This window comes from Haloplanus sp. GDY1 (assembly GCF_023703775.1).
GTDB lineage: Archaea > Halobacteriota > Halobacteria > Halobacteriales > Haloferacaceae > Haloplanus > Haloplanus halophilus.
In genome coordinates this window covers 393,421-413,087 of the sequence record NZ_CP098514.1, presented here as the reverse complement: position 1 = coordinate 413,087, position 19,667 = coordinate 393,421, and the positions used below count along the sequence as shown (strand labels likewise).

Annotated in this window: 20 protein-coding genes; 12 read left to right on the top strand and 8 right to left on the bottom strand. The window is 70.2% G+C overall.

Annotation, left to right across the window (positions count from 1 at the left end; translation table 11 throughout):
* Positions 1-42: 42 nt before the first annotated feature.
* The gene (locus NBT67_RS02295) at positions 43-678 is read left to right on the top strand and encodes an RAD55 family ATPase (RefSeq protein WP_251343204.1); all 636 of its coding nucleotides are present in this window, start codon (positions 43-45) and stop codon (positions 676-678) included.
* Here the strand turns inward: NBT67_RS02295 and NBT67_RS02290 are convergent.
* Positions 672-1,064 carry a DUF7522 family protein gene (locus NBT67_RS02290; protein WP_251343203.1) on the bottom strand — a complete coding sequence of 131 codons (393 nt, stop codon included), beginning with the start codon at positions 1,062-1,064 and terminating at the stop codon, positions 672-674. The genes NBT67_RS02295 and NBT67_RS02290 overlap by 7 nt on opposite strands.
* A gap of 119 nt (positions 1,065-1,183) precedes the next feature.
* Between NBT67_RS02290 and NBT67_RS02285 the strand changes: the two genes are divergently transcribed.
* A complete protein-coding gene (locus tag NBT67_RS02285) occupies positions 1,184-1,585 on the top strand; it encodes a helix-turn-helix domain-containing protein (protein WP_251343202.1) in 402 nt (133 codons plus the stop codon).
* A 20-nt stretch (positions 1,586-1,605) separates the two neighbouring features.
* Here NBT67_RS02285 and NBT67_RS02280 read toward each other — a convergent pair whose 3' ends face one another.
* Positions 1,606-1,944: a winged helix-turn-helix domain-containing protein gene (locus NBT67_RS02280; protein ID WP_251343201.1), complete on the bottom strand. Its 339-nt coding sequence runs from the start codon at positions 1,942-1,944 to the stop codon at positions 1,606-1,608.
* Between the two features lie 152 nt (positions 1,945-2,096).
* Here NBT67_RS02280 and NBT67_RS02275 point away from each other — a divergent pair, with 152 nt between their 5' ends.
* Complete coding sequence (locus NBT67_RS02275) at positions 2,097-2,675, top strand: response regulator (RefSeq protein ID WP_251343200.1); 579 nt, start codon at positions 2,097-2,099, stop codon at positions 2,673-2,675.
* A gap of 59 nt (positions 2,676-2,734) precedes the next feature.
* Here NBT67_RS02275 and NBT67_RS02270 read toward each other — a convergent pair whose 3' ends face one another.
* Both NBT67_RS02270 and NBT67_RS02265 read right to left on the bottom strand, forming a co-directional pair.
* Positions 2,735-4,276, bottom strand: coding sequence for a bacterio-opsin activator domain-containing protein (locus NBT67_RS02270; RefSeq protein WP_251343199.1), 1,542 nt, complete (start codon positions 4,274-4,276; stop codon positions 2,735-2,737).
* Between the two features lie 66 nt (positions 4,277-4,342).
* The gene (locus NBT67_RS02265; protein WP_251343198.1) at positions 4,343-5,347 is read right to left on the bottom strand and encodes a sensor histidine kinase; all 1,005 of its coding nucleotides are present in this window, start codon (positions 5,345-5,347) and stop codon (positions 4,343-4,345) included.
* A gap of 359 nt (positions 5,348-5,706) precedes the next feature.
* On the opposite strand from NBT67_RS02265, the gene NBT67_RS02260 reads away from it, so the two are divergent.
* Entirely contained in the window at positions 5,707-6,165 is a 459-nt protein-coding gene (locus NBT67_RS02260; RefSeq protein WP_251343197.1) for an RDD family protein, read from the top strand.
* Positions 6,166-6,169: 4 nt separating this feature from the next.
* Here NBT67_RS02260 and NBT67_RS02255 read toward each other — a convergent pair whose 3' ends face one another.
* Positions 6,170-7,807: an ATP-binding protein gene (locus NBT67_RS02255; protein ID WP_251343196.1), complete on the bottom strand. Its 1,638-nt coding sequence runs from the start codon at positions 7,805-7,807 to the stop codon at positions 6,170-6,172.
* Between the two features lie 345 nt (positions 7,808-8,152).
* On the opposite strand from NBT67_RS02255, the gene NBT67_RS02250 reads away from it, so the two are divergent.
* On the top strand, positions 8,153-9,106 hold the full coding sequence (locus NBT67_RS02250; protein ID WP_114449882.1) for a transcription initiation factor IIB: 954 nt from the start codon (positions 8,153-8,155) through the stop codon (positions 9,104-9,106).
* On the opposite strand, the gene NBT67_RS02245 is transcribed toward NBT67_RS02250, so the two are convergent.
* Positions 9,103-10,731: a flippase activity-associated protein Agl23 gene (locus NBT67_RS02245; protein ID WP_251343195.1), complete on the bottom strand. Its 1,629-nt coding sequence runs from the start codon at positions 10,729-10,731 to the stop codon at positions 9,103-9,105. The two genes, NBT67_RS02250 and NBT67_RS02245, sit on opposite strands and share 4 nt — an antisense overlap.
* 82 nt (positions 10,732-10,813) lie before the next feature.
* Between NBT67_RS02245 and NBT67_RS02240 the strand changes: the two genes are divergently transcribed.
* The 3 genes from NBT67_RS02240 to NBT67_RS02230 all read left to right on the top strand — a co-directional run bounded on the left by NBT67_RS02240 (position 10,814) and on the right by NBT67_RS02230 (position 14,448).
* Positions 10,814-12,190, top strand: a complete 1,377-nt coding sequence (locus tag NBT67_RS02240; protein WP_251343194.1) for a phosphohexomutase domain-containing protein — start codon at positions 10,814-10,816, stop codon at positions 12,188-12,190.
* A gap of 147 nt (positions 12,191-12,337) precedes the next feature.
* Entirely contained in the window at positions 12,338-13,699 is a 1,362-nt protein-coding gene (locus NBT67_RS02235; RefSeq protein ID WP_251343193.1) for a geranylgeranyl reductase family protein, read from the top strand.
* Positions 13,700-13,743: 44 nt separating this feature from the next.
* Entirely contained in the window at positions 13,744-14,448 is a 705-nt protein-coding gene (locus NBT67_RS02230; RefSeq protein ID WP_251343192.1) for a hypothetical protein, read from the top strand.
* Between the two features lie 24 nt (positions 14,449-14,472).
* Here NBT67_RS02230 and NBT67_RS02225 read toward each other — a convergent pair whose 3' ends face one another.
* Entirely contained in the window at positions 14,473-15,765 is a 1,293-nt protein-coding gene (locus NBT67_RS02225) for an amidohydrolase (protein WP_251343191.1), read from the bottom strand.
* A 119-nt stretch (positions 15,766-15,884) separates the two neighbouring features.
* Here NBT67_RS02225 and NBT67_RS02220 point away from each other — a divergent pair, with 119 nt between their 5' ends.
* Positions 15,885-17,423 (top strand): Na+/H+ antiporter NhaC family protein, encoded by a 1,539-nt coding sequence (locus tag NBT67_RS02220; RefSeq protein ID WP_251343190.1) that lies wholly within the window; start codon positions 15,885-15,887, stop codon positions 17,421-17,423.
* Positions 17,420-17,680, top strand: a complete 261-nt coding sequence (locus tag NBT67_RS02215) for a DUF7513 family protein (RefSeq protein ID WP_251343189.1) — start codon at positions 17,420-17,422, stop codon at positions 17,678-17,680. The genes NBT67_RS02220 and NBT67_RS02215 overlap by 4 nt, the downstream gene beginning before the upstream one ends.
* Before the next feature lie 3 nt (positions 17,681-17,683).
* On the opposite strand, the gene NBT67_RS02210 is transcribed toward NBT67_RS02215, so the two are convergent.
* Positions 17,684-18,016, bottom strand: coding sequence for an uS10/mL48 family ribosomal protein (locus NBT67_RS02210; RefSeq protein WP_251343188.1), 333 nt, complete (start codon positions 18,014-18,016; stop codon positions 17,684-17,686).
* A gap of 109 nt (positions 18,017-18,125) precedes the next feature.
* On the opposite strand from NBT67_RS02210, the gene NBT67_RS02205 reads away from it, so the two are divergent.
* The gene (locus tag NBT67_RS02205) at positions 18,126-18,590 is read left to right on the top strand and encodes a bis(5'-nucleosyl)-tetraphosphatase (RefSeq protein WP_251343187.1); all 465 of its coding nucleotides are present in this window, start codon (positions 18,126-18,128) and stop codon (positions 18,588-18,590) included.
* Between the two features lie 52 nt (positions 18,591-18,642).
* Positions 18,643-19,662: a DUF5787 family protein gene (locus NBT67_RS02200; protein WP_251343186.1), complete on the top strand. Its 1,020-nt coding sequence runs from the start codon at positions 18,643-18,645 to the stop codon at positions 19,660-19,662.
* The last annotated feature ends 5 nt before the right edge of the window (positions 19,663-19,667 follow it).

The following is a 19,667-nucleotide window of genomic DNA, read 5'->3' as shown; positions in this document are numbered from 1 at the left end:
CAACCCCAGTTTGAAGGCGCGGCGCGGCGTTGCCCACCCCAGATGGCATATTCGACTCCGGAGGTGTTGCCGGTCGACGAATTTGCCCCCGGTACCTCCCTGCTCATCTCTGGACCGCCGCTCACGCGCAAGCGGGAACTCATGATCCGCCTCCTCGGTGGCGACCCGGACGAGGAGACGATCATGGTGACGACGAAACTCGGTGCGGGCAAACTATTGGAACGCTTCCGCGAGTGGAACGGCGACCGACAGCCCGGACTGTTGCACGTCGTCGACTGCGTGACCAAGACGCGGGGCCTCGGGACCGTCCGCGAGACGGAGACCACCTCCTATCTCTCCTCGCCGCACGACATGACCGGCCTCAGCATCGAACTCTCGGGACAGTTCCGCCGAGCCCACGCCTCGGACCGGCCGATTCGGTTCGGCGTCCACTCGCTGTCGACGTTCCTGATGTACCACGACCTCCAGCGCGTCTACCGAATGTTGCACGTGCTGACCGGACAGATCGAGAGCGTCGGCGGGCTGGGCGTGTTCGTCGTCGACTCGCCGACCGACCGGGAGCAGAGCATCCTCACGCAGTTGATCGACGGCGTGGTCGAGACGCGGGAGACCGACGAGGACTGTGAACTCCGCCTGCGGGGCCTCGGCGGCCGCGCCGCCGGCTGGCGGTCCTACTGATCGCTCGCGCCGCCCCCGGACAGCGCGTCGAGGCCGACGTCGGCGAGGGTGTCGAGCGAGGGGGCGGCGGCGCTGTCGAACGTCACGGCGACGCCGGTGAACTCCTCGCGCGGGAAGTGGAGCATGATCGCCTTGTCGAACCGCCGGATGACGACGTTCATCTCGCCGTAGAGCCGAAACTGCTCCTGATTCGGCTGATCGCCGAGCCCCTCGACCACCAGCTGTTCGACCTTCGCGTCGAACTCCTCCGGCGAGTACATCTCGACCACGTCGTCCCGGGCGTAGACGACTTCGTGCTGGTCGCCCTCGTACCAGAGTGCCACCCGGAGCCGATCCGGTGCGACCCCTTGGTAGCGCTCGACGAGCGAGTTGACGGCGTCCTGCATGGCCGGGGCGACGGACGGTCGGAACTAATACCTTTGTGCCGCCGGCGGTCTCGCCGCGAAATTGTGTCATCTCTGCACAAACATTTTAACCGCGCGGCGTCTACCGTCCGGGGAGACCAATGCCGGATTCGATGGCCGAGCAACTCCAGCGGGATATGGAGTGTGAGGGGCTGTTGGAGTGTTTCCACGGACTCAAACAGCTCGACAGGGCGTGCTTCCAGGCCCTCGTCGAGGCCGAGGAGCCCATGACCGTCGACGAGATCGCGGAGGCGGTCGACCGGGAACGGTCCACGGCCTACCGCGCCGTCCAGCGCCTGCTCCAGACGGGATTCATCGGGAAAGAGCAGGTCAACTACGACCAGGGCGGCTACTATCACGTCTACTCGCCGACCGATCCCTCGAAGATCGCCGACGACATGCAGCGCATGCTCAACGACTGGTACGCCAAGATGGGCCAACTCATCCAGGAGTTCGAGGACAAGTACGAGGCCGCCGAGACGACACGGCCCGCCGAGGGGTGAGTCGCGCGGTGGGCGCGGCCTCAGTCCGCGACGCTGACTCGCGCAGCCATGTCGCCGTCGTCGAGGGTGATCGTGAGCGAGGTGGCGACGGCCTCGAACCGCTCCCGGTGGTGGCCGTCTTCGCAGATCGTCAGCTCGGTTCGGACGAGGCCAGCGTCGCGAAGGTCGTTGAGCCGGCGATAGGCGGTCGATCTCGAGACGTCGGCAGCGTCGGCAACGTCACGGCCGCTCCGTGGTCGCTCGGCGATGGCCTCGTAGACGCGCCGGGTGTACTCGTCGCCGAAGAGATCGAGTAGCTCGGCCTTCGTGAGGTCGTCGGTCGACCGCTTCGACTCGGGGATCGCGGGGTGAACGGACATACCGTTTGGGACGCCCTCCGTCCCCCTGGACACCGATGCTAGCTATGCAGACGTTCCTGCAGAGCAAACTCTAGGAGTGCAGACGTCCCGAGAGGCGAAAGGCATCAGTTATGTGGATTCGGCCACAACGCCCGCCCGAGCCAGCGACACAGATGCCCGGAAACGATGGCGCGGAGCGCGTACGTGCGCTCGTCGTCGACGACGAAAAGGAAGTGGCGGACGCGTACGCGTTGCGGCTGCGGGGACATTGTGAGGTCGAAACCGCATACGGCGGCGAGGAGGCGCTGTCGCTCGTCGACGACGTACCGATCGACGTCGTCCTCCTGGACCGGCACATGCCGGGCATGTCGGGTGACGACGTCCTCACGGAACTGGTCGAGCGGGGGTTCTACGGGCGCGTCGTGATGGTGACCGCGGTCGATCCCGGGTTCGAGGTCCTCGAGTTGCCCTTCGACGACTACCTGTGTAAACCGGTCGACCGCGAGGACGTGCGCGCCGTGGTGGATCAGCAACGCCAGATCCTCGCGTACGAAACGCTCGGCGAGTTCTTCAGCGCCGAAGCCAAACGCGCGGTGCTCGAAGCGGAGACGAGTTCGGAGAGGCGTCGCGACCACGAGGGGTATGCGGAGGTCGCGGAGCGAGCGGAGCAACTCGAACGACGGGCCCAGCGGCTGTTGTCCGACGACAGCATCCTCGCGCAGTTCGACCGAATCGAGCGCGAAGTGGTCTGAGCGACGGGGGCCGACGCTCCCGAAGCCGCGGGGCCGGCGCGGGTCCGATCCGGGGGCCGTCAGTCGGCGCCTGCACTCTCGTCGAGATACGCGTCGAGTAGCTTTCGCTGTCCGGCGCGGAGGTGGTGCAGGAGCGTCGAGCCAGCGATGTCGAGCGAGGCTGCGACTTCCTCCGCCGTGCTGCCCCTGGGGGATTCGAAGTAGTCAGCGAGGTAGGCGGTCCGGAGGACGGTCCGCTGTCGGTCGGTCAGCCGGTCGTCCAGCGCGTCCCGGAACTCGCGGGCGGTCGTGACCGACCGCTCCCGTTCCGCCTTCGCGACGAACTCCAGATCGTAGTCGCGGCTGACGGTATCCGCAATCCGCCGCACGTCGCCGTCGGGCGGAAGCTCGACGACGAGCTGTCCGGTTCCCCGCTCGAAGGTCGCACGCCGAACGGTTCCACCGAGGGACGAGACGGCGAGCAGCGGAGTCGACCCCAGTACCGAGAGTTCGACGGTACTCCCCGAATCGGACCCGCTGATGGCTCTGACGTCGCCGATACCGTCGATGTCGTCGGCAGCGGCCGCGACGGCGTCGGCGTCGGCTCCCTCGACCGAGACGAAACAGAGCAACGCGTCGTCCCCGAGGGGGACCGATCCGTCCAGCCGCACCGTCGAATCGAGCGCCCGACTGAGCCGGGACAGGACCGAGCTGTCACCGACCTCGAAGGTGAGCTCCGCGACGGTGTCGGAGAGCAGCAAATTCCGGTTGCGGGCGGCGGTGATCGCGAAGCCAGCGACGTCGCCCAGCGTCTCGAAGCTGGTTCGCTCGCGATCCGAGAACGCCGCCGTTCCGCTCGCGTACACGCCGACCACGCCGTGTACGTTCGTGCCGTACGAGAGTGGAATCGCCAGCGCGGATTGGACGCCGTCAGCAAACCCGGCCAACTGAACCGACTCGGGAACGTGAGCGTCGTCCGCCAGGGGTTGTGCGGTCCGGAGCCGGCCGGTTTCGACCGCCCGCTCCTCGGGCGTGGTCGCCGTATCGTCCGCGAGCGCGTCGCGGATGGCCGCGAAGGTCTCACCCGTCTCACCCGCCACGGCGTGGATGACAAGCTCGTCGCTGCCGATATCGCGCTCCCCGACCCAGGCGAATTCGTACAGGTCCGTGTCGCCGAGTTCCCGACAGACCGTCTCGGCGATCTCCTCGCGGGAGACGGCGCCGACGAGGTTCGCGAGGAGTTCCGAAAGCACGTCCTCGATGACGGCCGTTCGCTTCCGCTCTTGCCGTAGCCGTCCGAGTGACTGCTCGTGACGGCGCCGTTCCGTCACGTCCTGCACGTAGACGGCGACGCCGTCGTCACCGGGAACGACCGAGACGTCGAGCCACCGCTCCAGGTCGGGATAGTACTCCTCGAAGGACGTGTCGGTGACGGAGTCCCCCTCGAAGGCGATCAGGAGCGAATCTTCGACCGAGCGAGGAACGACCTCGGCGAGAGGGGCTCCGAGGGCGTCGTCCGAAACCCCGATCAGTGACCGAGCGACCTCGTTCACGCCGGTGACGGTCCCGTCCGGCGAGACGTCGAGTACACCGATGGGCGCGCGCCGAAGCCGGTCATCCATGGGTGATCGGAGGGTGTTCGGTCGACAATGGTCTGTCGGTTCCGGTGACAGGTTCGGGCATCGGTGCTAGAAACGGATCTCGAACCGCGCACCACCGTCCGTGGCCGTGGTGAGGGTGATCGTCCAGTCGTGGGCCGCCACGATCCGCTCGACGATCGCGAGACCGAGTCCCGTTCCGTCGTCCCGGGTCGAGTAGCCCGGGTCGAACACGGCCCCCCGCTCGTCCGGCGGGATGCCCGCCCCGTCGTCGGCGACGCAGAAGCCGTCCTCCAACGCGCCGACGGTAACGTGGACCCCGCTCTCCGGGGTCGCCTCCCGCTCCCGTTCCGCGGACCGGTCGTCGACGGCCGGTCCGTGTTCCACCGCGTTCCGGAACAGGTTCTCGAACAGTCGTCGAACGCGGTCCGAGTCGGCGGTGACGGTCGGGAGTTCGTTCGCCACCTCGAGAGTGGCTCGCCCGGTGTCGACGGACTCCCACGCGTCCGTGGCGGCGACGTCGATAGCGACGTCGTCCGAGGGATCCACGGCGGTACGGTTGCGCGTGATCGTGAGGACGTCCCGGATTATCCGCTCCATCCGGTCGTGGGCGGCGGCTACCGCATCGAAGTGTTCCGCGTCCCCGGTCTCTCGGGCGGCCCGGAGGTGTGCCTCGGCGACGTCGAGCGGGTTACGGAGGTCGTGGCTGATCACGCTCCCGACCCGGTCGATCGCAGGGGAGTCCGCGATTTCGGGGCAGTCGCTCACGTCCGAGAAGACGACGCGTCCAGTATCGTCGTCGGACGGGACGATCCGAGCGAAGAAGGGACCCACCTCCCCGACGCCGTCGAGATAGATGCCCGCGCAGTCGCCCCGGCGGAGATGCGTCACGGGATCCGCGTCGCCGGTCGAATCGACGACGCGACATCGCTCGAACACCACGCCGACCGGCTGACCGGCCGAGGGACCGTCGAAAGCCGCCTGGAAGGCGTCGTTCGTCGCCGTGATACGGGGCTCGTCGCCCTCGACGGCGTAGGCCAGGAGCGGATCGGGGTAGCCGTCGAACGTGATCGCCGCCCTATGCTCGTCGGTCATCGTCCCTCATCGACCTCCGGTGGCCTCGCAGCGAGTGTGCACCCATCGCGGTGACTGTTTCCCACGCCGACGACCGGAAGGGTTGTGGTATCCGCGCATACCGTCACGGTAGGTCGGAGACTGGTTTAGTGTTGCTTGCCGCTTCCGACTCGGAAACAGGGTGGCCGCGTTCTTCCCCGTCGGATCGGGGGCGAAGCCGCTCGGAACGGGCGTGGGCACGCAGGGCAGTCCGCGGGTCGACGGGCGTCGTCCCCACGTCGAACGGACGGTCCACGAGCCGTCGCGACGGGCGGCGTATGTCTGGGGCAGAAACGCTGCTCTCGGATGTTTATCCCCGATCGTCGACCTTTCGGGTAGGTATGGCAGCGACGGACCGTGCCGAATACTGCGGGATCGGTATTCGAGGTGTGGCTATCGGAATCGACTCGTTCGTCTGGTTCGCCCTCCTGTTCGTGGCGATCACCGTTACGGGGGTGGTCACCGGACAAGTCGAAACCGGGGCGCAGGGAGTACACACGAGCCTGAGCGGGACTCCCGGGTCGATAGCGCTTGGCCTGTGGGTCGTACTGACGCTCGGATACCACGCCCTCTGCGAGTGGCGATTCGGGAAGACGATCGGGAAAGCGCTCGTGAACATCCGCGTGGCGAGTACCGACGGCTCGGCGCCGTCGCTCGGGGCTGCGCTGATCCGAAACGTCGCGCGTCTCGTCGACTGGTTGCCCAGCCTGTACCTCGTCGGGATCGCCGGGATGGTTCTGTCGGATCGACGGCAGCGTCTCGGCGACAGGCTGGCCGGAACGACCGTCGTCAGCGACTGAGCGGCTACGGTGACGTCCCGTACAGGCGGACCGTGACGACGCTACCGGGATCGTTCCCCCGGAACTGAAGGTCGCCGCCGAGCTGCGTGACGGCCCAGTTGACGAACCAGAGTCCGAGTCCCCGTCCGTGTTTGAGCTGCGTCTCGGTTCCGGCGGCGAGGATCTCCTGTTCCCGTTGGGGGAGTCCCGGCCCGTCGTCCGCCACGACGAGTTCGGCTGCCGCGTCCGGACCGTCTCGGACCCGGACGTCGACCTGCGGCGTGTCCGCGTCCGAGTGGACGAGTGCGTTCTCGACCAGTTCGGAGAGAACCCGTCGGATCACGGTGCGGTGCGAGGAGATCCGCACCTCGTCGGGGCAGTCGAGCGTGATGTTACCGGAGTAGTCGTCGGTCCGGAACTGCTCGACCACGGAGGCTGCGACGTCCGCGATATCGACCGGCTCCGGCGGGTCGGTACTCGCGGTCATGACGTCTTCGGCGTCCCTGGCCTTGCTGCTGAGTTCGAGCAGGTCGGTCGCCCTCTCCCGGATGCCGGTCCGAACGTCGTCGTCGTCGATGTGGTCGGCGTACGAGAGCACCACGTCCAGATCGTTGCGCACGTTGTGGCGGAGCACCCGGTTGAGAACCGTGAGCCGCTGCTCTCGGGTCTGCCGGTCGGTCACGTCCCGGAAGAGCACCGTTCTGGCGACCTCGTCGGATCCCCCTTCGTCGACGGCGGAGACGCTGAACTGGAACTGGCGGCGGCCCTTCGTCGTCTGGAGGGTCACCGTGCCCGTGGCGTCGACGGGAAATTCGGTCCGATCGAGGCCGTCGATGACCGATCGGACCGGCTCGCCGATCAGCTCCGCCGCGGAGCGGTCGAACAACGCCACGGTCGCCTCGTTGAGGTCGAGAATGTGATCGTCCCAGTCGAGCACCACGACGGGCTCCTGGAGGGTTTCGACGACGCGGCTCCGCGCGACGTAGTCGGCCTTCGGAAAGCCAGTCATCACCGGATACCGCCGCATGGCGAGCGCCAGGAGGCCACCGGAGAGGACGAGCCCGACCGCCGCGCCGTTCGCGAGGCCGGAGTTGTTGCCCAGCAGACCGACGAGGTAGGGGGCGGCGACGCCGACCGTCAGCACCGCGATCTGGGTGTTGGACACGCGGGCGTGGCTGCCGCCGAGGTCGGCCAGGAGGTACGTCCCGTAGAGTGAGAGCGCCGACAGGTAGAGAATCTCGGTGCCGAGCATCGACGCGGCCACGTACTCGACGACCGATTCGGCGGGACCGACCGCGATGACGACGGCGATCACGAGAACCGGGAGCGCGATCCCGGCCAGCAGAGCGATCCGTCGCCACGTGAGCCCGGTTCCGCGGCCGGTGTAACTGAGTGCGTACACCGTCCAGATGCCGGGGATGACGAGGGCGGTCCCGAACTGGCCCAGCCCCAGGATCGTAGCGAGCAAACTGCCGTGGGACAGCCAGGGGAGATTCGCCCCGAACGCGAGGGCGGCCCACAGCGTCAGGGTGGCGAGGAGCGCGACGAACGGTTCGGCGCTCGGTTGCTCCCGGGACTGGAACGCCGTCCAGGTCAGCCAGCCGAGGAGGCCGACCGCCCCGGCGTTGAGAGCGAGTGCGCCCAGAGTGGCTACGAACGCCATTGCTCGAATCCTCTATGCGGGTCTACTCCCGAGGCGTTATGAACGCGGTGGTCGCTCGTCGCGCCCCGAGCGACCGGTGCGATTTCCGGCGCGACTGCGGCCGACCCGCCACCGCTTCGACCCCCCGATCCGGTACGAACGCCCGGAAGCCGGAACGCCGTCGAACGGAGCCGTCACAACGCGAACCGACGACCGAGGCAGTGCTCGAACGCGTCCGGTCACGCCGACCCGAGTCCCGCCGAACGGCGGTCGCGAGCGGTCGCCGCCCCACGGAGTCGGCCGATCCGGGCGCGATCTCTACAATCAGCCAAAGAATTAAATAGGAGGTTCGCCACGACACTTATAATGGAACGTCCGAGCCGCCAACGTCAGCGGAGCCAAGAAACCGAACAGGAAGCGGACGAATCCGTTGACTGCCCCGAGTGTGGATCCGACAACATCGTCACGGACGCGGACCAGGGGGAACTCGTCTGTGACGACTGCGGGCTCGTCATCGACGAACGACAGATCGACCGCGGGCCGGAGTGGCGGGCGTTCAACCACTCGGAGCGACAGAGCAAGTCCCGGGTCGGCGCGCCGATCACCGAGACGATGCACGACCGCGGGCTGACGACGACCATCGACTGGAAGGACAAGGACGCCTACGGGCGGTCGCTCTCCTCCGAGAAGCGCTCGCAGATGCACCGCCTGCGCAAGTGGCAGGAGCGGATTCGGACGAAGGACGCGGGCGAGCGCAACCTCCAGTTCGCGCTCTCGGAGATCGACCGCATGGCCTCGGCGCTCGGCGTTCCGCGCTCGGTCCGGGAGGTCGCCTCGGTCATCTACCGGCGCGCGCTCAACGAGGACCTCATCCGCGGGCGCTCCATCGAGGGCGTCGCCACGGCCGCCCTCTACGCCGCCTGCCGACAGGAGGGCATCCCCCGATCGCTCGACGAGGTGGCCGAGGTGTCACGCGTTCCGCAGAAGGAGATCGGTCGGACCTACCGCTACATCTCCCAGGAACTCGGCCTGGAACTCAAGCCGGTCGACCCCAAGCAGTTCGTCCCCCGCTTTGCCTCCGCCCTCGACCTCTCCGAGGAGGTCCAGGCGAAGGCGACGGAGATCATCGACGTCTCGGCCGAACAGGGGCTGCTGTCGGGCAAGTCGCCCACCGGCTTCGCCGCGGCGGCCATCTACGCCGCCTCCCTGCTCTGCAACGAGAAGAAGACCCAGCGCGAGGTGGCCGACGTCGCCCAGGTGACCGAGGTCACCATCCGCAACCGGTATCAGGAACAGATCGAGGCGATGGGCTTCCGCTAGCGGACGAACACGACGACGTCTCGGTTCCAGAGCGACAGGCGATACGTGCTCGTTTCGTAGCCGTCGAGGTGTGACGCGACCGTCGAGCGCTGGTCAGCGTCGGCGATCACGACCGGCGGCGGCCGCTCGACGTCCGCCAGTTCGTCCACGCCGCGGACGCCGTCGGTCTCCGCATCCAGCCGTTCGAGATACCACGACAGCGGGAGGCGATTCCCCCACGTGTCGCCCACCGGCGGCCGGTCGAAGTCCGTCTCGCCCGGGGGGACGAACGTCGAGCCGTAGAACAGCACGTCGGTCCCCTCGTTGCCCTCGATGGCGGCCGACACGTCGGCGACGAAGGGGTCGAGGTCGTCCGCCGGCTGGGCGTCGTGGACGAGCGGGTTCGCCGCACTCGTCGGCCCGTAGGCGGTGCCCGCGACGGCGACGCCGAGTTGTCCCACGACGGCGACGCCGATCAGTGCGGCGACGGCGACGCCCGTCGCGTCCGAGCGGTCGAGCGCGCGCGAGCCGTACCGGACGAGCATGCCGACGGCCACCGCCGCGGGGACGAGCAGCGGGGCGACGGTGTGGACGGCCAGCCACGCCCCGCTCTCCTCGGTGACGACGGGAAAGACGAGCAGCGACGCGCCCGCCCAGTAGGCGTGGAAGGCGACGACGGGGCGGGACGGCCCGCGGCCGTAGCGGTCGGCGAGAAAGCCCACGAGCGCGAGCGCGACGACGACGCCCGAGGCCGCGAGCAGCGTCTCCGCGTGGGCGCTCAGATACGGGAGGAGTTCGTGTTCGCCGCCCTGCCGCCGGCCGACCACGCGCACGCGATAGAACCTCCGAACCGATCCGAGGAAGGCCGCTTCCACCGTCGCGACCGAGGGGCGGATCGCCCCGCCCGCACGGGGCGCGTAGAAGAACAGGTGGACCGCCAGCAGGACGCCGAGCGCGCCGAACGCGGAACGGGTCGACCCGCGGAGGCGGTCGACGGCCCGTTCGAGCGCCCGGCGGGCGGAGGCCCCCTCGCCGACGAGGCGGTGGTGGTCCAGGGTGAGCGCCGCCGCGGCCAGCCAGCAGCCGAGGTAGCCGACGACGAACCCCGACGACGCCACCGCGAGGCCGAGGGCGGCGGCGCCGAGGTACCGGTAGCGCGGGCTTCCCCCGTCCAGCAGCCGGACCGCACACCCGACGACGACGAGGCCGAAGACGGCGAGAGGGACGTCGCCGCGGAGGAAGCGGCCGTAGTAGAGGAGCACGGGGCTGGCGGCCAACAGGGCGGCGACGGCCACCGTCTCGGCGTCGTCGAGGCGCGACCGGTAGAGCAGGGCCACGAGGGGCGAGAGCCCGCCGATCACCGCGACGGCGGCGCGGGCGGTGGCGTCCGTCGCCCCGACGAGCGAGAAGACGAATCGGTCGACGACGTAGAGGAAGGGACCGCCCGCCACCGGGCGGTACGCGAAGCGTCCGGAGTCGAGAAATCGGAGGCTCCAGTAGCCGACGCGGGCCTCGTCCCAGTGGAACGAGCGGGCGTCGAGGCCGACGAGACGGGCGACCAGGGCGACGACGGTGAGGGCGAGGACGGCGAGGGCGACGCGGTCGACCCGTGCCCTCCAGCCGTCCGGCGGCGCGGCCGCTGACATACCGGTCCATCCGCCGGGGCGCCGGTGAAGCTTTCGATACCGCCACCGACCGATACAAACCGGTGGCTCCCGGAGGGTCGGTATGGACCTGTTCGGGACGGCGGGCATCCGCGGCAGCGTGGAGACGGACGTGACGCCGGAACTCGCGGTGGCGGTCGGGCGGGCGGTCGGCCGCGACGCGGTCGACGGGACGGCGGCGACGGCGGAGGACCCCGAAGTGGTGATCGGTCGCGACGGCCGGACGACCGGCGCGGGCCTCGCCGCCGCCGTCGAGGCGGGCGTCCTCTCGGGCGGCGCCTCGGTTCGACGGATCGGCGTCGTCCCCACCCCGACGCTCGCCTTCGCCTCGCGGGGGCGGCGCGGCGTGATGCTCACCGCGTCGCACAACCCGCCCGGCGACAACGGCATCAAGGCCTTCGTCGACGGCGTGGAGTACGACGGCGACGCCGAGCGGGGGGTGGAACGGCGGGTCGAGGCCGGCGAAGGGCCGGTCGCGTGGGACGCGTGGGGCGAGCGCCGGGAGGCGTCCCCGCTCCCCGCCTACCGCGAAGCGGTCGTCGACTACGCCCGCGGGTTCGGCGCCTCCCTAGACGGCCTGCGGGTCGCCGTCGACTGTGGCAACGGCGTGGCCGCCCTCGCCACGCCGACGGTCCTCCGCGAACTCGGCGCGAGCGTCGTCACCCTGCACGCGAACGTCGACGGCCACTTCCCGGGCCGGGGGAGCAAGCCGACGCCCGACTCCCTCGCCGGCCTCCGGCGGTTCGTCGCCGACGGCGACGCGGAACTGGGGATCGGTCACGACGGCGACGCCGACCGGATCGTCGTCGTCGACGGCGAGGGGGAGGTGGTCCACGAGGACACGGTGCTTGCCGTCGTCGCCGAGCGCTACGTCCGGGCGAGCGACGCGACCGATCCGGTCGTCGTGACGACGCCCAACGCCTCCGCCCGGATCGACGAACGGGTCGCCGCGGCCGGCGGGCGGACCGAACGCATCGCCCTCGGCGCCCTCCACGAGGGGATCGCTCGCGTGCGGGCGGCGGGCGGAACGGTCGCCTTCGCGGCCGAACCGTGGAAGCACGTCCACCCCGACTTCGGCGGGTGGATCGACGGCGTGGTCAGCGCCGCCGTGATCGCTCGCCTCGTCGCCGCGGCGGGGCTCCCCGCGCTTCGGGAGCCGGTGACGGAACGCCCCTACCGGAAGGTGAGCGTCCCCTGCCCCGACGGGGCGAAGGCCGCGGCGATGGAGCGCCTGGGAACGGCGCTCCCGGAGGCGTTCCCCGAGGCGAGCGTCGACACCGCCCACGGGGTCCGCCTCGAACGACCCGACGGCTCGTGGCTGCTGGTCAGGCCGAGCGGCACCGAACCGTACGTCCGCCTCTACGCCGAGAGCGACGCGGTCGACGAACTCGTCGCCGAGGCACGCGCGGTCGTCGAGGCGGCGGTCGAGGCGGCGTCGTGAGCGCGTCGGGTGTCGCACGCCGAACGCGCGTTCCGTCGGATCACCGGCGACGAAACGGGATTGACATCCTCCCCACCCTGAAGGGCGGGGTTTTAGCCTTGCAACTTCCATAAAGAGTTTTCCCACCGCGGGCGCGACACCTCACCAATGACCACCCACGAGTGCGACGTCGTCGTCGTCGGGGCGGGGACGGCCGGCTGTTACGCCGCGGCCAGCCTCGCCCGCGACGGCCTCGACGTCGTCGTCGTCGAGCGGAAGGACGAGGCGGAGGCGGGGCACATCGCCTGCGGCGACGCCCTGAAGGGCGCCGACGCCTTCCCGGACGCCATCCCGAAGTCGCGGATCGAGGCCTCCTTCACCAACACGGGCGTCGATCACGGCCGGTTCGAACTCCCGGAGCACGACACGGTCCTCGATATCCCGGTCCCGGGCGAACTGGCCGTCATCGACCGCCACGAGTACGGCCGGCGGATCATCGACGGCGCCGAGAGCGCCGGCGCCGACTTCCACTACGACACCGTCGTGCAGGACGTCCGTCAGGACGGCGGTCGGATCACCGGCGTCCGCGCCGTCCGGCAGGGCGATCCCGTCACCTACGAGGCGGCGGTCACCGTCGACGCCGCCGGCGCCCTCTCGATCCTGCAGGACAAGGCCGACCTGGCGGACGCCACCTTCGACACCAACGTCTCCTACTCGCAGTTCTGCTCGGCCTACCGCGAGATCGTCGAGGTGCCCGAGGCGGTCGAGTGGGACGACGCCCTCGTGTTCAAGCCCACCCAGCGTGCGGCGGGCTACCTCTGGTACTTCCCGCGGACGAGCACGACGATCAACGCCGGCCTGGGCTTCCAGATGAACGAGGAACCCATGAAACTGGTCCAGGACCTCCGGGCGGACCTGCAGGACCGCCCCGAGTTCGCGGGCGCCGAGGTGCGGGACAAACTCGGCGCTGCGCTGCCCACCCGGCGCCCCTACGACTCGGCGGTCGCGCCGGGGTTCGTCGCCGTCGGCGACGCCGCCGGCCACGTCAACCCGACGACCGGCGGGGGCATCGCGGGCGCCGCCTACGCCGGCACCTACGCCGCCGAGGCCATCGTCGACGCCCTCGACGACCCCACCGAGGCGGCGCTCTGGGAGTACAACGAGCGCGTCATGGATCACTTCGGCGGGCGGTACGCCGGCCTCGACGTGTACAACGTGCTCTCGACGGCCGTGGACGTGGACGACCTGATGGGCCTGCTGGCGGCGCTCCCGGGCGAGAAACTCGCCGAGGCGCTGTACTCGGGGTCGACCTCCATGGGTCTCGGCCTCAAGCTCAAAAGCGCGATCAGGAGCTTCGGCTACTGGGGCACGATCCTGAACTTCTACCGGACGAAGAAGCTCGCCGAGGAGTTGATGGACCGGTACGACTCCTACCCGTCGGACCCCGCCGGCCTCGACGCCTGGCAGGCCGAGCGCGACGACCTGATGGACCGGGTGTACGAGACGACGGGCGCGGACCCGAAGTACTAGGCCCCGGCGGACAGCGTTACGTACCTGTGGATACTTTGTCACGTATGCGCCAGACACGACGGTGGTATCTCCGCGGCGTCGGCGGCGTCGGCCCCGCACTCCTAGCCGGTCTCGCCGGCTGTGCCGGCGAGGACCCCGCGCCGACCGACGGTGCCGACGATCCGGCCACGCCGACGGGATCGATCGACGAAAACGGGTCGCCGGGGCCGGACGCCGACGGCGTCCGTTCCTGTGGCGACGCCGTCGCCGAGACTCGACCGGCGGGGACCGGCGGCCCGGGCGTGACCCTCGTCGCCGTCGACGACTGTCCGGCCCTCCCGATCCGACCGGCCGTCGAGATCGTCCGCGAGGCCGCGACGCCCGAGCATCCGCCCCGACTCCGGACGCGGCTCGCGAACGCGGGCGACGAGCCGGTTCGCGTCGGCGAGGGGCGCGCGGTCCACTTCGAGTACGTCACGGACGACTCGGGCGCGCTCGTACTGCTCCCGGGCGAGCCCGGGCGCGACTACCCCGCCGATCCCGACTGTTGGCGGCTCACCGAGGGCGTCGCCGTCACCGAGGAGTACCGGACGTTCGAGGTGACCGCCGGCGGGTCGAGTAGCCGTCCGGTCGACCTCTACGCGACGCCCGACGGGGACGGCTGTCTTCCGGTCGGGGAGTATCGCTTCGAGACGACCGTCGCCGTGGTCTCCGACGCGGCGGAGCCGGAGTCGTCGGCACGGTGGGGGTTCTCGGTACTGCTGGAGTAGCTCCGGCGGCGTCCGCGCCCGTCGTCACGCCGACCCGGGTCGCTCGGCCCCGATCCGCTCGATGGCCTCCGACAGCACGTCGACCCCGATTCGGATCGTCTCCTCGTCCACGTCGAAGGTGGGCGTGTGGTGGCCGCCCGGGTGGTCGGTGCCGACGCCGACGTAGGCGGCGAGGCCGCCCCGCTCCTGGACGTGTCGCATCAGGTAGGTGGCGTCCTCGCTGCCCCCCAACTGGTCGCTGTCGAGAACCGACTCGACGCCGGCCGTCTCGGCGGCGACGGCGCCGACGACGGCGGCGAGTTCGTCGTCGCTCTCGCCGCCCGGTGCCCGACCCTCGTCGTGGATCTCCACCTCGCAGTCGTGCATCTCCGCGGCCGCGCGGAGCACGCGGGCCGCGTGGTCGTCCATGTACTCCATCAACTCGGTCGTCTCGCCGCGCACCTCGCCCTCGACGAACGCCGATTCGGGGACGATGTTCGAGGCGGTGCCGCCGCCGACGAGGCCGGCGTTGACGCGCGTGGCGCCGTCGTGGTGTCGCGGGATGCCGTAGAGGTTCTGCACCGCCGCCGCCATCGCCTGGACGGCGTTGCGCCCGCGCTCGGGGTGGCCGCCGGCGTGGGCCGAGGCGCCCGCGAACTCGGCGCGGAAGTGACTCACCGCGAGGAAGCCGTCGACGCCCGCGACCACCTCGCCGGTGGGGTGATCGAGCCCCACGTGGAGCGCGAGCAGGTAGTCCACGTCGTCGAGGTGGCCGCCCTTCGCCATCGGCTCGCCGCCGGCGATGGTCTCCTCGCTCGGCTGGAAGAACACCTTGAGCGTCCCCTCGAAGTCGCTCGCGGCGACGGCGTCGAGGACGCCCACCCCGATCGTCGCGTGGGCGTCGTGCCCGCAGGCGTGCATGAACCCCTCGTTCTCGGAGCGGAAGCCCTCGACCGCGGGGCGGTGGGGCGCCTCGTCGGCCTCCGTGATCGGGAGGGCGTCGATGTCGACCCGGAGGCCGACGGTCGGCCCCTCGCCCCGCCGGAGGACCGCCACGAGGCCGGTGTAGCCGCCCGCCAGCCGATCCACGACGTCGGCGCGGGCGCCGGCGTCGACGGCCCGCTCGGCCCACTCGTCGAGTTCGGCGTCGTCCGGCACGCCGCGGCGCTCCTCGGCGAGGACTTCCGGGCCGACGTGGAGTTCGTCGAGCGGTCGGGTCTCCAGTTCGTCGACGAGGCGGGCCGTGGTGTAGAACTCGCGCCAGCCCGGTTCGGGGTGTCGGTGGAGGTCACGGCGCAGGTCCAGTAGCGACTCGTACTCGGGGCCGTCTACGCTCATGTCCACCAGATGGCCGGCGGCGGGCATAAGTGGTCCCCCACACGGTGTTCGCGGTGGCGCGGCGGGCCGGGCGCGTTTCGGGCGTTTTAATCATCATGAATGATGACCCGCCGACCGGAATGAGCGACCCCGACCTCCCCGACGGTCCACCGACGGACTCGCGCATCGAGTTCTACGGCGGCCGGGCGATGAGCGCCCTCCCCCTCGCGGTCTTCATCGTCTGGGCCGTCGTCCAGAGCGGATTGCTCGGCATCGGCGACACCTCCGGCCTCGTCATCGGCATGCTCGTCGGCCTGATCGTCGGCATGCTGTTCGTGAGGGGCGACTGGAAGACCTACGCGGACGTCATCTTCGACGGGATGACCCAGCGCGTGGCCGCCACCGCGGTGGTGGCCTGGCTCTGGGCCGGCATGTTCGCCGACACCATCCAGGCCGGCGGCTTCGTCGACGGCCTCGTGTGGGCGTCGAGCGCCGCGAACGTCGGCTCGGCGCTGTTCCCGGCGCTCACGTTCATCTTCGCCGCCCTGCTGGCGACTGGCATCGGCACCGGCTACGGCACCGCCGTCGCCTTCACTAGCCTCGTCTACCCCGCGGGGATCCTGCTCGGGGCCGACCCCGTCCTCATGTTCGGCGCCATCCTCTCGGGCGCCGTCTTCGGCGACAACCTCGCACCCGTCTCCGACACCACCATCGTGAGCGCGGTGACCCAGGACGCCGACATCGGGGGCGTCGTCGCCTCGCGGTTCAAGTACGCCGTCGTGGCGGCCGTCCTCGCGCTCGCGAGCTACGTCGTCGCCGGGAGTGCGATGGCCGGCGAGCCCCTCGACGTGGGTGCGACGGCCGGCGCGGGGACCGGCCCCCTCGGCCTCGTCCACCTGCTCGCCATCGCCGTCGTCATCGGCACCGCGATACAGGGGCGTCACATCATCGAGGCCATCTCGTGGGGGCTGATCGTCTCCGTCGTCCTGAACCTCCTGCTCGGCCTCGCGCCCGCCTCCGCCATGCTCGTCTTCCGGTCGTCGGCCGAGTCGGGGGTCGCCGCGACGCTCGACGGCCTGCCCGTCGTCGGTGCGGTGATCGAGGTGTCGCCCGACGCCTCGGCGGCGGTGGGCGGCAGCCTCTACACCGGGGCGCTCGGCTTCTTCCCGCTGATCGTCCTCGTCCTCCTCATCGTCGGCGCCGCGCAGGTGATGCGGGCCGGCGGCGGCTTCGCCGCCATCGAGGAGTGGCTGCTGGAGAACGTCGCGACCACCGTCCGGCGCGCGGAGGGGACGATGGTCATCGGCACCGCCATCGTCAACGCCACCATCACGATCAACACGGCGGCGGAGATCGCCATCGCGCCCTTCATCCGCACGCTCGGCCAGCGGTTCAACATCAACGGCTACCGCCGGGCCAACATCCTCGACGCCAACACCTCCGCGCTGGGGTACATCTTCCCGTGGGGCGGCGGCGTGCTGGCGGGCTACGCGGCGATGACGCAGTTGCCCCAGCAGTTCGACTGGTTCACCGAGGCGATGCTCGCCAACCCCGCCGCGGTCTGGCCGTACGTCTTCCACGGCTGGTTCCTCGTCGCCGTCTTCCTCGTCGCGGCGGGGACCGGCTACGGACTCGAGTACGTCCCCGACCGCCAGAGCGAGGAGGTGGCCCGCGTATGAACGTCGGCAAGTTCTTCGAGGGCTGGACGTTCCGGACCAACCGGCCGACGTACGCGGCGGGGGACGAACTCACCGCGTTCGTCACCGGCTACGCCGACGGCGTCGCGCAGGTGCGGGTCGGCGACACGATCATCACCCTCCCCGACGCGGATCGGGGGCTGACCGATACGCTCGTCCGACTGCGGGTGACGGCGTTCGACGACGCCGAGTCGACGGGAACGGGCGAGTTGCTGGGCGTCGTCGACGCGGAGACGTAACCGCTACTCGGTTCGGTGGCCCAGCGGCTTCTTGCGGTCGACTTCGATCTCGACGTGGACGCTCTCGGGGAAGTCCATGTGCCCCACCCGTCGGGCCACCTCGTCGCTGCCGTGGATCTCCAGCCGCCGGGAGTAACTGGTGTACTCCCAGGGGTCGAACTGCTCGCCGGGTCCGAGGGTGCGATACTGCGGGACCGTGAGCCGTTCCGGCGGCGACGAGTGGGGGCCCTTGCACTGGGCGCCCTTGCGTTCGACCATCTCCTTCAGATCCGTGACGAGCGACTCCAGGACCTCCCGGTCGCCGCTCTGAAAGCTGAGTTTGGTGACGAAGGCCATCGTTACTACGCCCGTGTGCGCCCGAGACTCAAAAACGCACCCGTCCGTCCCCGCGGCCCGTTCGCCCCCGTCCGACATTCTATTAACCCGTGACCGTTTACTGCCGGCAATGACGGTCGAAGCGACCAGTGCTGGAGCCATCCTCTTCCGCGACACCCGTGGCCACCGGGAGTACCTGCTCCTGAAGAGCCGACCGGGGGACTGGGAGTTCCCCAAAGGCGGGGTCGAGGGGGACGAGGAGCTTCAGCAGACTGCGATCAGAGAGGTCACCGAGGAGGCCGGGATCGAGGACTTCCGGCTCATCGACGGCTTCCGCGAGGAGTACGACTACGTGTTCGAGGCCGGCGGCAACACCATCCACAAGACGGTCCACCTGTTCATCGCCCGCTCGTTCGAGGCGAGCGCGGAGCTCTCGAACGAGCACCGCGACCTCCAGTGGCGGGACTACGAGCAGGCGATCAACACGATCACACAGGACGGCCCCCGCGAGATTCTCGAACAGGCCCACGACTATCTCGACGAACTCGCGGCCGAGGCCGAGGCCGAGGAGGGCGAGCGGACGTACCTCGGGTGACCGCGCCGTCGTCACCGACACGCCTTAGCCCCCCGACCGCCCAGTCACGGCCGTGACCGGCTACCCCGGCGACGCCGAGTTCGGCTTCGAACTCGTCACCTGTCGGTGGGCCGAACGCGCCTGGCCCCCCGACCGCGAGGCCGACGCCGTGCCGGTCGTCGCCCGCCAACTCGGCACCCGGCGGCGCCGCTGGGACACCGTCGTGGTCGAGGCCGACCCCGAGGGGCTCGCCGCCCGCGCCGCCTTCGGGGCGGACACGCTCGACGCCGACCTGCTCCACGTCGTCCGTCACGCCCCCGCGGAGTGGGCGTGGTACCGCGACGCCCTCCCCCACCCCGGCTACCCGTGGCGCTACGTGCGCGCGGCGGTCCACCGCGCCGCCGACCGGGGCGTCGTCGAGAAGCGGCGGTCGGGCAACCGGATCGAGATCAGACGGATCGCCCCCTACCCCGACTGGGTGCGCCGGATCGTCGCCGTCGAGAACAAGCCCGACCTGGACGCGAGCGCGGCGCGGGCGCTCGCCGACCAGGTGACACACGACGTGGAGACGGCCCTCGCCGACGAGGTGTGGGTCGCCACCGCCGCCACGGGCGAGACGGTCGAACCCGTCCTGCTGGAGGACCTGCCCGTCGAGGCGGGCGTGCTGGCTCTCGACTTCGAGGGAGCGTGCGGGGACGGGGACGGCCGCGTCCCCGACGCGGCGGTGGTGTGGCACCCCGCGTCGCTCGATCCGGACGCGGACACGTCCCTGTCGGCCGACGAGAAGGCCGACAGGCGGCTCGAACTCGCCGAGCGCGCCTACGGGTCCGGTTGGCGGTCCTACGTCGACACGATGCGCCCCGACTGTCGGTGGTTCGAACTCCGGGAGCGCTCGGGGGCGTTCGTCCCCTGGTGCGTGGCCAAGGAGTGCCACCAGACCGCCGCCGAGTGTTCGGGGTCGTGTCCGGAGTTCCAGCCCGAACCGCCGGCCTGGCGCACCCGCGGGTGGCCCATCGGGGGCGGCCCCGGGAAGGCGATTCGGCGGCTGCTGGCGCGGCGACGGCGGCGACGGCGGCGCTACGGTAGCGACTGAAACGC

Coding starts and splice junctions, on each gene's coding strand:
- NBT67_RS02215 (WP_251343189.1), top strand. CDS start 17,420: ATGAACGTCGGCAAGTTCTTCGAGGGCTGGACGTTCCGGACCAACCGG.
- NBT67_RS02230 (WP_251343192.1), top strand. CDS start 13,744: ATGCGCCAGACACGACGGTGGTATCTCCGCGGCGTCGGCGGCGTCGGC.
- NBT67_RS02270 (WP_251343199.1), bottom strand. CDS start 4,276: ATGGATGACCGGCTTCGGCGCGCGCCCATCGGTGTACTCGACGTCTCG.
- NBT67_RS02290 (WP_251343203.1), bottom strand. CDS start 1,064: ATGCAGGACGCCGTCAACTCGCTCGTCGAGCGCTACCAAGGGGTCGCA.
- NBT67_RS02210 (WP_251343188.1), bottom strand. CDS start 18,016: ATGGCCTTCGTCACCAAACTCAGCTTTCAGAGCGGCGACCGGGAGGTC.
- NBT67_RS02205 (WP_251343187.1), top strand. CDS start 18,126: ATGACGGTCGAAGCGACCAGTGCTGGAGCCATCCTCTTCCGCGACACC.
- NBT67_RS02245 (WP_251343195.1), bottom strand. CDS start 10,731: ATGTCAGCGGCCGCGCCGCCGGACGGCTGGAGGGCACGGGTCGACCGC.
- NBT67_RS02220 (WP_251343190.1), top strand. CDS start 15,885: ATGAGCGACCCCGACCTCCCCGACGGTCCACCGACGGACTCGCGCATC.
- NBT67_RS02250 (WP_114449882.1), top strand. CDS start 8,153: ATGGAACGTCCGAGCCGCCAACGTCAGCGGAGCCAAGAAACCGAACAG.
- NBT67_RS02275 (WP_251343200.1), top strand. CDS start 2,097: ATGCCCGGAAACGATGGCGCGGAGCGCGTACGTGCGCTCGTCGTCGAC.
- NBT67_RS02235 (WP_251343193.1), top strand. CDS start 12,338: ATGACCACCCACGAGTGCGACGTCGTCGTCGTCGGGGCGGGGACGGCC.
- NBT67_RS02240 (WP_251343194.1), top strand. CDS start 10,814: ATGGACCTGTTCGGGACGGCGGGCATCCGCGGCAGCGTGGAGACGGAC.
- NBT67_RS02285 (WP_251343202.1), top strand. CDS start 1,184: ATGCCGGATTCGATGGCCGAGCAACTCCAGCGGGATATGGAGTGTGAG.
- NBT67_RS02255 (WP_251343196.1), bottom strand. CDS start 7,807: ATGGCGTTCGTAGCCACTCTGGGCGCACTCGCTCTCAACGCCGGGGCG.
- NBT67_RS02295 (WP_251343204.1), top strand. CDS start 43: ATGGCATATTCGACTCCGGAGGTGTTGCCGGTCGACGAATTTGCCCCC.
- NBT67_RS02225 (WP_251343191.1), bottom strand. CDS start 15,765: ATGAGCGTAGACGGCCCCGAGTACGAGTCGCTACTGGACCTGCGCCGT.
- NBT67_RS02280 (WP_251343201.1), bottom strand. CDS start 1,944: ATGTCCGTTCACCCCGCGATCCCCGAGTCGAAGCGGTCGACCGACGAC.
- NBT67_RS02260 (WP_251343197.1), top strand. CDS start 5,707: ATGGCAGCGACGGACCGTGCCGAATACTGCGGGATCGGTATTCGAGGT.
- NBT67_RS02265 (WP_251343198.1), bottom strand. CDS start 5,347: ATGACCGACGAGCATAGGGCGGCGATCACGTTCGACGGCTACCCCGAT.